General features: G+C 67.4%; 10 protein-coding genes and 2 tRNA genes. 9 read left to right on the top strand and 3 right to left on the bottom strand.

Annotated elements, in window-relative coordinates:
- Window positions 1-53 precede the first annotated feature (53 nt).
- The 6 genes from ACZ63D_RS18610 to ppk2 all read left to right on the top strand — a co-directional run bounded on the left by ACZ63D_RS18610 (window position 54) and on the right by ppk2 (window position 4,668).
- Window positions 54-143 (top strand) — tRNA-Ser (locus ACZ63D_RS18610).
- A gap of 42 nt (window positions 144-185) precedes the next feature.
- Window positions 186-259: transfer RNA gene (locus tag ACZ63D_RS18605), tRNA-Arg, on the top strand.
- 544 nt (window positions 260-803) lie between these two features.
- Window positions 804-1,409 carry an RNA polymerase sigma factor gene (locus ACZ63D_RS18600; RefSeq protein WP_465355519.1) on the top strand — a complete coding sequence of 202 codons (606 nt, stop codon included), beginning with the start codon at window positions 804-806 and terminating at the stop codon, window positions 1,407-1,409.
- Window positions 1,409-2,134, top strand: a complete 726-nt coding sequence (locus tag ACZ63D_RS18595; RefSeq protein ID WP_465355518.1) for a hypothetical protein — start codon at window positions 1,409-1,411, stop codon at window positions 2,132-2,134. The genes ACZ63D_RS18600 and ACZ63D_RS18595 overlap by 1 nt, the downstream gene beginning before the upstream one ends.
- Before the next feature lie 31 nt (window positions 2,135-2,165).
- Window positions 2,166-3,686: a hypothetical protein gene (locus tag ACZ63D_RS18590; RefSeq protein WP_465355517.1), complete on the top strand. Its 1,521-nt coding sequence runs from the start codon at window positions 2,166-2,168 to the stop codon at window positions 3,684-3,686.
- Window positions 3,687-3,777: 91 nt separating this feature from the next.
- Window positions 3,778-4,668, top strand: coding sequence for a polyphosphate kinase 2 (ppk2, locus tag ACZ63D_RS18585; RefSeq protein WP_465355516.1), 891 nt, complete (start codon window positions 3,778-3,780; stop codon window positions 4,666-4,668).
- Window positions 4,669-4,728: 60 nt separating this feature from the next.
- On the opposite strand, the gene ACZ63D_RS18580 is transcribed toward ppk2, so the two are convergent.
- The 3 genes from ACZ63D_RS18580 to ACZ63D_RS18570 form a co-directional block, all read right to left on the bottom strand.
- Window positions 4,729-5,094 carry a VOC family protein gene (locus ACZ63D_RS18580; RefSeq protein ID WP_465355515.1) on the bottom strand — a complete coding sequence of 122 codons (366 nt, stop codon included), beginning with the start codon at window positions 5,092-5,094 and terminating at the stop codon, window positions 4,729-4,731.
- A 10-nt stretch (window positions 5,095-5,104) separates the two neighbouring features.
- Window positions 5,105-5,995, bottom strand: a complete 891-nt coding sequence (locus tag ACZ63D_RS18575; RefSeq protein WP_465355514.1) for a hypothetical protein — start codon at window positions 5,993-5,995, stop codon at window positions 5,105-5,107.
- A gap of 76 nt (window positions 5,996-6,071) precedes the next feature.
- Window positions 6,072-7,109 carry a tetratricopeptide repeat protein gene (locus ACZ63D_RS18570; RefSeq protein ID WP_465355513.1) on the bottom strand — a complete coding sequence of 346 codons (1,038 nt, stop codon included), beginning with the start codon at window positions 7,107-7,109 and terminating at the stop codon, window positions 6,072-6,074.
- A gap of 241 nt (window positions 7,110-7,350) precedes the next feature.
- Between ACZ63D_RS18570 and ACZ63D_RS18565 the strand changes: the two genes are divergently transcribed.
- The 3 genes from ACZ63D_RS18565 to ACZ63D_RS18555 all read left to right on the top strand — a co-directional run bounded on the left by ACZ63D_RS18565 (window position 7,351) and on the right by ACZ63D_RS18555 (window position 12,480).
- On the top strand, window positions 7,351-8,010 hold the full coding sequence (locus tag ACZ63D_RS18565; protein ID WP_465355512.1) for an HNH endonuclease family protein: 660 nt from the start codon (window positions 7,351-7,353) through the stop codon (window positions 8,008-8,010).
- A 13-nt stretch (window positions 8,011-8,023) separates the two neighbouring features.
- Window positions 8,024-8,677 (top strand): alpha/beta fold hydrolase, encoded by a 654-nt coding sequence (locus ACZ63D_RS18560; RefSeq protein WP_465355511.1) that lies wholly within the window; start codon window positions 8,024-8,026, stop codon window positions 8,675-8,677.
- An 86-nt stretch (window positions 8,678-8,763) separates the two neighbouring features.
- On the top strand, window positions 8,764-12,480 hold the full coding sequence (locus ACZ63D_RS18555) for a S8 family peptidase (RefSeq protein WP_465355510.1): 3,717 nt from the start codon (window positions 8,764-8,766) through the stop codon (window positions 12,478-12,480).
- Window positions 12,481-12,491: the final 11 nt, after the last annotated feature.

Raw genomic sequence — 12,491 nt, 5'->3', positions numbered from 1 at the left:
CGGAGGGACTGGAGGGGTGTGTAACCTATCTGAGCAGTGGTCGTTGGGACCCAGGAGGCTTCGCCTAGTCTGGTCTATGGCGCCGCACTGCTAATGCGGTTGGGGGTAACCCCCCCTCCCGGGTTCAAATCCCGGAGCCTCCGCTGGTGCCTGTTTCGGCAGGTGCTAGGTTAACAACTGAACACGCGCCCGTAGCTCAGCTGGATAGAGCATCTGACTACGGATCAGAAGGTCAGGGGTTCGAATCCCTTCGGGCGCACTGTCTGGTCGAGACAGTAAACAACGGGCCGGGTGCTTTTCGCACCCGGCCCGTTGTGCATTTACGGCTTTTTCAGCCGATCCAGCACCGCGCGGGTCTGGGTCTGCGCGATCGAGGACAGCGCGGTGGACGGCAACTTGGATCTCCACCGTCACACTGCTGTCCTCGACGCCGATGACGTAACTCGCGCCCGGGCTCCGTCGTGCTGCCCGCGCGCCAGTAACTGCGAGTGCCCGCCTGCGCCTCGGCGATCGGCTGGGCTTCGGTGCGGTGCACCTGGGCGAGCTCCCGGCTGCGGCTGAAGTTGAGCCGGATGCGGACCGAGACGGACCGAGACGTTGCCGTCCAGTACACAGAGGACGTAGCGCGTGTCCGCGACCAGTTCGCCGCGGATCTCGGAGTGCCAGAAACCCTGGGTTCCGATGCCGGTGACGGGACCGGACGCCATGCCTTCGCCGGTTGGATCGGCCAGATGCAACGCTCCCGCTCCGTGCGGGGACAAGGGGTTGTGACGACAGTTTCGGACCAGGGGCGGGGGTGGGGGATGTCGGCCGAGCACGACGTCGACGTCCCGGACACCCCCGGTGGCGACCAGGAGCTGTGGGCGCGAGCCGCGGCGGGCGATGTCGCGGCGTTCCGGGAGTTGTTCGACCGGCATGTCAGCGCGGTGTGGAACTACGCGTACCGGTTGACCGGGTCCTGGGCCACCGCCGAGGATTTGGCCTCGCTGACCTTCCTCACCGCGTGGCGTCGCCTCGGCGAGGTGACGCTGGTGAACGACAGTGCGCGGCCGTGGCTGTTCACCGTGACCGCCAATCTGGCTCGTCGGGAACAGCGCCGGCTCGGCCGGTTCGCGGCCGTGCTGCCGCGGCTGCCGCGCAACGACGTCGTGCGTGATCACGCCGAGGACGTGGCCGGCCAGATCGACGCGGACCGGCGGTTGAAGAGCGTGCTGGACGCGGTCGCGAAACTGCCGCGAGCGGAACGGCGGGCGGTAGAGCTTTGCCTGCTGGGCGCTTTGTCGACCGCGGAGGCGGCCGCGGTGCTCGGGATCGCTGAAGCGAGCGTACGGGCGCGGATTTCCCGGGCGCGAACCCGCCTGCGAGGGCTGCTGCGGGACACCGACGTACTGGCTGGGGAGGAGTTCTGATGGCCGACGACCTTAACTTGCCGCCCGACCGGCCGATGCCTGATCTCCTGAAGGAGTCGATGTGGAACCGGCTCGCTCCGGAGTTGCACGGACGGCGGTCCCGTAAGCCGGTGCGGCCGGTGGCGGTCGCCGCCGCGGTCGGTGCGCTGGCGTTGAGCCTGGCTCTGGTGTTCGCGCCCGTGGACACCAGGACTCCGGAAATGGCCCTGGTACCGGCCGGAGCCGCGCCAGGCCCGGCCGACGTGCAACGAGTCAAGGACTGTGTGGCCGCCACACTCGCCTTGGGAATCCCGTTGCCCGACCCGGGCAGTTGGCGGCCGACGGTCAAAGTGGACGAGAACGAACTACGGGGTTTTCTCGTCATCCGCAACGAAAAGAACGCGGCGGTCTGCGCTCTCGACTCGGGCAGGGGCGGCGGATTGATGACCAACGACATCGACGAGGCGCTGGGCAAGCAAGGCGGCTACGCCAGCCTCACCGCCGAACGCCCGCTGCGCAATTTCACTGGGGTCAGCGGTCCTGGCTCACCGACCTACCTGTTCGGGATCGTTACCGACGAGGTGGCCAAGGTGTCGGTGATCACGCAGGACAATTCAGTGGTTCCCGCGGTCGTGCACGACGGCACCTTCGTCGTGAAATTCGTGGACGGCACCTTTTCGCGCTATGTACACGGGTTCCGGGTGACCATGAACGACGGACGGGTGCTGGACATGCCGGGGATTTAGCTTCTCTGGTTCATTCGTGGGGGAAATCGTCATGACAGTGGGCTTGACTGTGCTCAAAACCGCCCGGGAACAGCGGATTCCGGTGCGAGATCGGCAGATCTGGCTGCCAATCTGGGTCGCAGCGGTGTCAGCATTGGCTTTTTTGACAGTGCATGGGCACTTGATCGATGACACTTACATCACCTTGAGCTATGCGCGCAATCTTGCGTTCCATGGCAGCTGGGGATTGCTTCCCGATCATTCCGCGAACACCGCGACTTCGCCGCTTAACGTGCTTTTACTGGCGGCGTTGACCTTCGTGGTGCGGGACGGGGTGGTCGCGGCGGGGCTGCTGTACGTGGTGTGCCAGGTATTGCTGGCGCTCGCGTTGCGCAGGCTCGGTGCCGCTGCCGGATTGCCCCGATGGTTCCCGGCTCTCACGATCGCCGCGCTGACGGTGAACCCGCTGCTGGTGTCCTCGATCGGGCTGGAGGTCGAACTCGGTGCGGCGGCAGTCGCCTGGTTGCTGGTCTTTTCGGTCGAACGGAGTCCTTTCGCCTTCGGCTTGGTCGCGGGTGCGGTCACCTTGGTCAGGGTCGACCTGCTGATCTTCGTCGTGCTGATTTTCCTCGCGCGCAAACAATTCTGGGTCAACGGCTGGCGAAGCGTGCAGGGTGCGGCGCTGGTGGCGGTGCCGTGGTTCGCGTTCAGTTGGGTGGTTCTCGGTGCGGCTGTTCCGGACACCTTGGTCATCAAGACTTTGCAGGGAGCGCAACGGGCTTGGGGCAAATGGGAGTTCGGCAACGGGATCGGGCTGTACTGGCAGACGATGCCAGCACAGGTCGTGCTGGCGTTTTCACCGGTAGTCCTGGCAGTTCCGGCTGGACTGGCTCTCGTGCTGCGCGGAAACGCGACCAGGCGAAGAATGCTCCCGTTCGCGGCGCTCGCCATGGCCGGAGCGGGGTACAGCCTGGCGTACGTATGGCTGAAAGTGCCGCCGTACCACTGGTATTACGGGCCTGGCATTGTCGCGGCTACGGTTTTCGTCTGCGCAGTAGCGGCCGGCTCGGAACGCCGGATCGAGCGGGCAGCGGGGATGGCCGTGGTCGTGGCTCTGGCCGGTGCCAGTGTGGCTGGTTATGCCGGGGCCGGGCTGCCGCGTGACTTCGCGCCGTTCACGTCGAACTACACCACGAGCGCACAGTATGCCGAGATCGGTCGGGAAGTAGGCAGGCTGGCGGGCGGCCGAACGGTGGCCAGCGACGGGGAGATCGGGGTCCTGGCCTACACCTGTGGCTGCGCGGTCGTCGACGTGTTCTCCGATCGAGGACGGATGCCCGAGGCGATCGCTGAACTGGAAAGCCGGGCGGGCCATCTGTCGCGAGGCTTGCTTCGGGTGAACTTCGCGTTCTTCGACTACGACCTGCGGCCGCGCGAGCTTGACCTCGCGTTGCGGCGAGTGTGGGGTCCGCCGCCGCCGGACTACCTTGCCCACTGGACTATTTCCGCGCCGCTCTCCGGACAGGCTGAGCTGTATCTGGTCAGTACGCGGCCCAACTCCGGCCATGGCTGACGCGAAGCGCAGCCGGGTCGGCGCGGTAGTTCCTCAATGAGTCGAAACCGGCGACACCTCCCGTTCACCTGCCCTGCTTAAGGTCGGCCGCATGTTGCGGGACGTGCGGGAGTACATCGATCGGCTGGAGATCGGCGGGCATTCGGTCGGCGAGGATCACGACGACGATCCCGTGCTGATCGACGCGTTCGGCAAGGCGGTCGACACCTGGCGGGAGAACTATCCGTACGACGAGCGGATGCCGCGCGAGGAGTACGACGAGACCAAATACCTGCTGCAGGTCGAACTGCTCAAGCTGCAGAACTCGATCAGCGAGACCGGCAGCCGGCACGTCATCCTCTTCGAGGGGCGTGACGCGGCGGGCAAGGGCGGCACCATCAAGCGGTTCATGGAGCATCTCAACCCGCGGCACGCTCGGACCGTCGCGTTGGCCAAGCCCAGCGACCGGGAAGCGCATCAGTGGTACTTCCAGCGTTACGTCCAGCATTTGCCGACCGCGGGCGAGATGGTGTTGTTCGATCGGTCCTGGTACAACCGCGCCGGGGTTGAGCAGGTGATGGGGTTTTGCTCGCCCGAACAGTACGAGCAGTTCATGCACCAGGCGCCGCTGTTCGAGAAAATGCTGGTGGAGAGCGGGATCACGGTCACGAAGTTCTGGTTTTCGGTGACCCAGGCCGAACAGCGCACGCGGTTCATCATCCGGCAGGTCGATCCGGTGCGGCAGTGGAAACTGTCCCCGATGGACCTGCAGTCGCTCGACAAATGGGACGACTACACCGCGGCCAAGGAGGCGATGTTCCTCCGCACGGACAACGATCTCGCGCCGTGGATCACGATCAAGAGCAACGACAAGAAACGCGCGCGGATCAACGCGATGCGGTATTTCCTGTCGCGGTTCGAGTATGAAGGCAAGGACGAAAAGATAGTCGGGGAACCGGATCCGCTGATCGTGAAGCGCGGGCGGGACGCGGTCGGCGACTGAACCGGGTCAGTCGCCCACGTTCCAGGCGAAGCTCACGCAAACCCCCACACCGCAAGCGGCTCAGCCTTCGAGGAACTCCAGCCGGTTGCCGACCGGGTCGAAGGTGTGGAACCGTCGCCTGCCGGGGATTTCCGCCGGATCGGCCCAGGTCACCGAGTGTCCGGAGGCTTCGATCGCGGCGGCGACAGCGTCCACGTCGACCACGAAGGCCGGGTGTGCCTTGCGTGCCGGACGGAACTCTGCCTCGACGCCGATGTGCAGTTCGCCGTCCGGGCCGCCGACGCCGGGGACCTGGAACCAGCAGCCGCCGCGTGCGGCCAGCAGGGGCGGTTTCGGCAGCTCGGTCCAGCCGAGCACTCCGCTGTAGAAAGCGCGTTCGTCGTCCTCCGCGCCTGCTGGGCAAGCGACCTGCACGTGATGAATCATGCCTCGAAACTTACGTCAGCTCAGCGGGTTTCGGTTCCGGAAAGGCGTAAAACCGCACGGCCAGGTCGCGTGCTTCCTCGGAAGGGCCGGGTTTGCGGGCGGCGTAGCGGTGCACCAGTTCCAGGTACTCGGCTTCGAACTCCTTCAAGTCTTTGTAGCTCAGCCGCATCCCGGCGCGGCTCCCGCCGGTCCAGCCGTCGAAGGTGTCACGGTGTTCGGCGGCCCAGGCCATCAGGCGCACTTCGTGGTCGTACTTCGCGTCGAGGTACGCGGCCAGCTTCGGCTGGTCTTCCTCGGGGAAGTCCTCCAGCTTCGCCTCATTGGTGCTCTGCGGGACGGAGTGCCAGCGACCGTCTCGGGCCCGGCGCGTGTATCCGGCGTGGGTGAGGGTCAGCAGCGCCGCCGGGACGTCGACGGACGGGACCTGCGCGCGCAGTTCGGCCGAGGTGGCGGGCATGAGCCGGAGCAGCCGTTGGTAGTTCGGGTTCGTGCGCACGGTGATGTCGCGCATGGTCAGCGGCCGCGGCCGGGCGTTGCCGGCGAGCAGCGTGCGGGCCCGCAGCATCAGGAACACGGCGATCGGCAGTTCCGCGAGCAGCGCGGTGCCGAGGCTGGCCCACTGGTCGGGGCCGCCCCAGTCGAGGACGACGTCGAACCAGGCGTCGCAGCACAGCAGCGCGGCGGTCCCGGCCAGCATCGGCACCGCGGCGCGGCTGCGGCGCATCCCGAGTAGCACCGACGCGGCGAAACACAGCAGCAGCATGATGTCGAAGCCGACCCAGGCGACTCGCCACTGGCTCGTGTCGAAGTGCTCGGGCAGGGTCAGTCCGAGGTAGACGGTCCACGGCACCAGGAACACCGCGATACCGGCGAGGATGGCGAGAAGCACACGTCTGAACACTCGATCGACGCTAACCGCGCCGGTGCCGGGGAACATCGGGGAAGATCCCGGAGATCGACCCTGAGGACCCCTATGTCTACTGTGGACGGTCCGTGGCGAGCGCTTGCCAGTGGTCCGCTTCGGCGGTCGCGCCTCGTGCGCGCAGCATCCGGGTCAGGCTCAGCATTCCCTGCACGTCACCGCTTTCCGCGGCGACGCGGAAGCAGCGTTCGGCCTGTGCCAGTTCGCTGCGGGCTTCGGCGAGATGGCCGAGGTTGGTGAGCGCGGGGATGCTGCCGTGCTCGGCGGCCTTGCGGTACCAGGCCGCGGCTTCGCCGTCGTCGCGGCGGTTGCGGGCGAGGACGCCGAGGTTGGTCATCGCCGCCGCGTCGCCCGCCTCGGCGGCTTCGAGGTACCAGGTCTCCGCCTCTTCGAGTTCGCCTCGTCGATGCAGCAGCAGTCCCAGCCGCACCTTCGCCTCGACGTGTCCGCCTTTCGCACCGCGACGGAACCATCGCTCGGCGTCGCCTTCTCGGTTGGCGCGTTCCGCTTCGCGGCCCAGCAGGCAGGTCGCCGAGAGTTCTCCCGCCTCCGCCGCGGCACGCCACCAGTGCGCCATCTCGTCAGGCACGCCGAGTTCTCGCAGGACGACGCCCAGGTCCAGCATGGCCGTCGCATCGCCGTCCTCCGCGGCGGTGCGGCACCAGCCCTCGGCGTCGGAGTACCGGCCGTCTTCGACGAGCAGGTGGCCGAGCAGCCCAGCCGCCTCCGTCGCGCCAGCTTGGAACGCGGCGGCATACCAGTGCTCAGCGTCGCCGAGGCGACCTTGGTTTTCGCAGGTACGGGCGTATCCGAGCATTCCGTGCGGCTCGCCGGCCTGCGCGGCTTCGTGGTACCAGCGGGCGGCCTCGTCGTCGGCGCCGCGTTCGGCCAGCAGGTGGGCGAGCGCGGTCATGGCGATCCGGTCGCCGCCGGCGGCGGCCCGGCGGTACCACTCTTCGGCTTCCGCCGACTCGCCGCGTTCGCGCAGGTCAGCGGCGACGCGCGTCATCGCGACGATGTTGCCGCCCTCCGCCGCCTTCCGGCGCAGGTAGTCATCGACGCGTGTGTTCCACTTCCGCAGCCGCCCGGGCATCTCGGACCCGCTCCTTTCCGGCTCCCCACCTAGACAGTCGTTCGCCGCGGCGCGGACGTGACACCTTCGCGAGCGTTATCCACCCCCGCTGATCTGCGCTTTTTCGTTGGCAGCCCACCATTTGCCCGACGTGGTCCTTGCCACGACTCGAGCGCTGCCGAGAGTGTCTGCGCGATTACCGGCCCGGTGACAGGCATACTCCGGCTCCCCGAACTCCCCGCCCGAGAGGACTCCGCGCACCATGGCCCGGCCGTTCCCCACCAAGCGCACCGTGCTGCTCGCGGTCGTGCTGCTCATCGCTGTCGTCGGGTTTTGGTACGGCCAGCGCGAAGTCGGCGACTCCCAGTCCGAGGCGGCACCGGCGTCCGCCGCGGACGCGACGAAGCAGCTGTCCGAGCTGAAAATCGGCGCGCGCGGCACCATGACCGGTTATTCGCGCGACAAGTTCAAGCACTGGGACAGCCAGGGCGACAGCTGCGACACCCGCGAGACCGTCCTCAAGCGCGCGGGCAAGGACGTCAAGGCGGGCAGCGACTGCAAGCCGACGTCGGGCACCTGGCTCAGCGTGTACGACGGCCAGACCTGGACCAAGCCGACTCAGCTCGACATCGACCACCTGGTCCCGCTCGGTCAGGCGTGGGTGAGCGGCGCGCGCGACTGGACGCAGGAGAAGCGCGAGCAGTTCGCGAACGACCTGACGCGCCCGCAGCTGTTCGCGGTGACGGCGAGCGTGAACCGGCAGAAGAGCGACAAGGCTCCGGACGAGTGGAAGCCGCCGCTGGTGTCGTTCTGGTGCACGTACGCGACCGACTGGGTCACGGTGAAGCACTACTACGGGCTGACGATCACCGACATGGAGAAGAACGCGCTGCAGGACATGCTCAAACGCTGCCCCGCGTGACAAGCTGGGCGGCATGGCGACATTCGCACTGATCCACGGGGGCGGCGGCAGCGGCTGGGACTGGCATCTGGTCGCCGCCCGGCTCAAGGCGGCCGGACACGAAGCCGTGGCCCCTGACCTTCCGATCGAGAACCCGCAGGCCACGTTCGCCGACTTCACCGACACCGTGGTCGCGGCGATCGGGGACGCCAAGGATGTCGTCGTGGTCGGACATTCCTACGGCGGGTTCACCGCGCCGCTCGTGGCGGAACGGGTCAACGCGCGGCTTCTCGTCTTCGTCGCCGGGATGGTGCCCGCACCGGGCGAAGCCCCATGCGAGTGGTGGGGCAATGTCGGCTTCGAGTCGGTTGAGGGACTGACCACCGCCGAGCAGTTCATGGCGGACGTCCCGGCCGAGCTGGCGGAGGAGAACGAGCGCCGCGGCCGGGACCAGAACAGCGCCGAGTACAGCAAGCCGTGGCCGGGGGAGCGGCTGCCGGACGTGCCGACGAAGGTCCTGCTCTTCCGCGACGACCGGTTCTTCTCCTCCGATCTGCTGCGCCGGGTAGCGCGCGAGCGGCTGGCGCTGGAGGCGGACGAAATGGCCGGTTCCCATCTCGCGATGCTGAGCCGTCCGGACGAACTGGCGGACCGCCTAATGGCCTATTACGCGTCGGTGGCTGGCTAACCAGGCGTTGTCCCAGTTGCGACATGTCGCAACGGCGACAGCGCGAGGTAGTGACGTGAACCCCGGCTCGCCCCGAATCTTGTGCGATGACGTGGAGATCACGAGCCATCACTCTCGGCTGCACGGGCGCACTGGTCGCGGCATTCGGCCACGCGGCGCCCGCGGCGGCCGAGCCCGCGAGCGGTTCACCGGCGCCTGGTCCCGGTGAGCGGCACACGGTCACCCTGCTCACCGGTGACGTCGTGCAAGTCGAAAGCGTCCAGGGCGGCAGGCAGATCGCGACGGTCCGGCCGGGCAAGGGGCGGGAGAACATCCGCTTCACCCAGTCCGAAGTGGACGGAAAGCTGCAGGTCATCCCGGCCGACGCGGTGTCGCTCGTGGCGGACAACCGCCTCGACAAAGCCCTGTTCAACGTCACCGACTTGATCGCGCAGGGCTACGCCGACGAGTCGAGCCCGACGGTGCCGATGATCGCGCACTACGCCAAGGGTGTCTCGATCGCGTCCGCGCCGACGCTCGCCGCCACCACGCAGGGCGCTGAACTGCCCAGCGTGAACGGCCGCGCGGTGCGAGAAGACAAGAAGCGCGCCGGCGAGTTCTGGCAGTCCTTCACCGGCCCGCACGCGGCTTCCGGCGCGGTAGCGCGGATTACGCTGGACCGCAAGGTGCACGCGTCGCTCGACCGCAGCGTCCCGCAGATCGGGGCACCGGAGGCGTGGGCGGCCGGATTCGACGGATCCGGCGTCGCGGTGGCCGTGCTCGACACCGGCTACGACCCCAACCACCCGGACCTCGCGGGCAAGGTCGCCAAGTCGGCCAACTTCTCGACCAGCCCGGACGTCGTCGACCGGTTCGGCCACGGCACCCACGTCGCGGCGACCATCGCTGGCAGCGGCGCGGCCGCGGGCGGCACGCGCAAGGGCGCGGCACCGGGCGCGAAGCTGTATGTCGGCAAGGTGCTCGGCGACGACGGCACGGCCTCGTCTTCCGAAGTCCTGCAGGGGATGGAGTGGGCCGCCGCGTCCGGAGCCAAGGTGATCAACATGAGCCTCGGCGGCGGCGCGACCGACGGGACGGACGATCTCAGCGTCGGCCTCAACGAACTCACTGCCCGCACCGGCGCGCTGTTCGTGGTCGCCGCGGGCAATGACGGCCAGGAAGGCGCGTCGACCATCGGCACGCCGGGTACCGCGGATTCCGCGCTGACTGTCGGCGCGGTGGACCGCAAAGACGAGCTGGCCCCGTTCTCCAGCATGGGTCCGCGGCAGGGCGACCAGGCCGTGAAGCCGGACATCACCGCGCCTGGCGTGGGTATTGTCGCGGCGCGCGCGGCCGGTACCTCGCTCGGTGAAGTGGTGGACCAGTACTACACCGCGGCGTCCGGCACGTCGATGGCGACTCCGCATGTCGCTGGTGCGGCGGCGATCCTGGCCCAGCGCTATCCACAATGGACGGCGCAGCAGCTCAAGGACGGCTTGGCCAGTACGTCGAAGCCGTCCGCCGGGCTCAACGCCTTCCAGCAGGGCGGCGGACGCGTGGACGTCGCGGCCGCGGCGGTGCGTCCGGGAGTCTTCGCGACCGGCACGCTGAATCTCGGACCGGTCACCAAGGACAGCGGCCCGGTGCGCAAGGAAATCACTTACACCAACACGACTTCCGCGCCGGTCACCCTCACTCCGAAGCTCGATCTGCGTCGCGGCGACGGAGCCGCGCCGGGCAACGCGGTGAAGCTCGACAAGTCCACTGTGGAGGTTCCGGCCAACGGGACCGCGACGGTAGCGATCACCGTCGACTCGGCCGCGCTGGTGCCGGGCAACTACACCGGCAGCGTTCTCGTCGGTGCCGTGCACACGACGGTCGGCCTGGTGAAGGAACCGCCGAAGCACAAGGTGTCCATCACCGGCATCGGGCGCGACGGCAAGGCGTACCCGATGGATCTCCAGCTCTTCGGCGACGACATGCGCTACGACATCGTCCGGACCATCCAAAGCGATCAGCCGTTCGTCACCGAACTTCCCGAAGGCACCTACTACGCCCGCGGGATGTTCCACACCGGACTGGCCCCCGACGAGGAACTCGCGATCGTGCTCAACCCCGAGTTCACCATCACCAAGGACCTGAACCTGGTGCTGGACGCGCGGAACGCGGTGCCGGTGGAGATCAAGACGCCGCGGCCGTCGACGCTGGAAAACATCATCAGCAGCTACGCGCACCGTGAATTCGGCTCGCGCAAGATCTCGAACTACGTCATGGAATTCCCCGGCGTCCGGCACATCTACGTGACGCCGACGCAGAAGGTGAAGAACGGGACCTTCGAATTCGGCACCCGGTGGCAGCTCACCGCGCCGATGCTGACCGCGACCACAGTGCCGTGGCTCGGCCTCAAGACTGAACTGTTCTACTACGCGTCGTCCCCGGCGATTTCCGGGATGAAATGGCTGGACGTCGTTCCGGTCGATGCCAACAAGCCGGAGCAATACGCCAGGGCGCGCGGGAAAATCGCGGTCGTGACACCGGCCAAGGACGGCACCAACCCGGACGAAGCTGCGAAACTGGCCGCCGCCGCGGGCGCCGCGATGGTCATGGTCGTCAGCCTGCCCGACGAGCACACGTACGCACACTGGCAGCCGCGCGGCGACCGGTTGCCGATTCCCGCCGTGCGGATCACGAACGACCAGGGCATGAAGCTGGCTGATCGGGCCAAATACGGTTTCACGAGCATGCTTCTGCACGGCACGCCGGTGAGCCCGTACCTGTACGACGTGATGCAGGTGACGCACAACCAGATTCCGCAGAAAATCGTCTACGAGGTCAACGAGCGCAACAGCGCGACGGTCACCGCGAATTACCACGCGACCGGCAAGGACGAGTGGCTTTCCGAACAGCGGTTCGGCTGGCGGCCGTGGGAAAAGACCGCGATCAACCAGTATCAGCGCTACGCGCACACCGGAACGGCGCGTGAGGAAATCGTTTCGACCGACGAGACGATCTGGCAGCACCGGGTGAACAACAAGCTCAGCTGGGACACGTTCCAGCCGCTCGCGGTCGGCATGCTCGAGCAGCCGCATACGTTCAGCCCTGGCCAGCGGGCGACGGAAAACTGGTACGCGCCAGTGGTCCGCCCGGCGATCCCGCGCGGAGCGGGGCTGGAAACCTCGCGCACCGGCGACAATTTCGCCTTCCGCATCCCCGAGTTCGTCGACCCGGAGACCTCGCACTACGCGTTTTCCGAAACGGCCTTGGGCGACGAGGTACCGGACCAGGTGAGCGCGAAGCTCTACCAGAACGGCAACCTCGTCAAGGAAGGCCCGGTGGCGTGGGGCAAGTTCCCCGCTTCGGCGGACCCGGCGACGTACCGGCTCGACCTGTCGCTGACCAAGTCCACTCCGGACTGGGCGTACGGCACGCACACCGAAACGTCGTGGACCTTCGGGTCGAAGCGGCCCGCCGAGGGCAAAACGGACCTGCTTCCGTTGCTGCAGGTGGATTACGGCGTGCAGACCGATCTGACGCAGAAGGCACGCGCCGGACGTTCGCTGCCGGTCGAGTTCACCGTCCGCAACCAGGACGGCATGGCCGCGCCGAAGAATCCGCAGCTGACCGTCGAAGTGTCCTATGACGACGGTCGCACGTGGACGAACGTCAAGCGGATGGACGGCCTCGGCGGCGGCCGCTTCCGCGCCGTGATCGACCATCCGCGGCTGGACCGGACCAACGGCTTCGTCGCGCTGCGCGTGCACGGATCCGACAGTGACGGGAATTCGGTGCAGCAAGCAGTAATCCGGGCCTACGGGCTCTCCTGAGAAAGAGGCAG

The sequence above is a fragment of the Amycolatopsis sp. NPDC104775 genome (assembly GCF_055583325.1).
Note: the sequence above shows the minus strand (reverse complement) of the source record. Positions and strands in the feature narration are given on the sequence as shown.

Excerpts from the sequence above, each read along its gene's own strand:
- ACZ63D_RS18600 (WP_465355519.1), top strand. The coding sequence starts at position 804 with ATGTCGGCCGAGCACGACGTCGACGTCCCGGACACCCCCGGTGGCGAC.
- ACZ63D_RS18560 (WP_465355511.1), top strand. The coding sequence starts at position 8,024 with ATGGCGACATTCGCACTGATCCACGGGGGCGGCGGCAGCGGCTGGGAC.
- ACZ63D_RS18595 (WP_465355518.1), top strand. The coding sequence starts at position 1,409 with ATGGCCGACGACCTTAACTTGCCGCCCGACCGGCCGATGCCTGATCTC.
- ACZ63D_RS18580 (WP_465355515.1), bottom strand. The coding sequence starts at position 5,094 with ATGATTCATCACGTGCAGGTCGCTTGCCCAGCAGGCGCGGAGGACGAC.
- ACZ63D_RS18565 (WP_465355512.1), top strand. The coding sequence starts at position 7,351 with ATGGCCCGGCCGTTCCCCACCAAGCGCACCGTGCTGCTCGCGGTCGTG.
- ACZ63D_RS18555 (WP_465355510.1), top strand. The coding sequence starts at position 8,764 with ATGACGTGGAGATCACGAGCCATCACTCTCGGCTGCACGGGCGCACTG.
- ppk2 (WP_465355516.1), top strand. The coding sequence starts at position 3,778 with ATGTTGCGGGACGTGCGGGAGTACATCGATCGGCTGGAGATCGGCGGG.
- ACZ63D_RS18590 (WP_465355517.1), top strand. The coding sequence starts at position 2,166 with ATGACAGTGGGCTTGACTGTGCTCAAAACCGCCCGGGAACAGCGGATT.
- ACZ63D_RS18570 (WP_465355513.1), bottom strand. The coding sequence starts at position 7,109 with ATGCCCGGGCGGCTGCGGAAGTGGAACACACGCGTCGATGACTACCTG.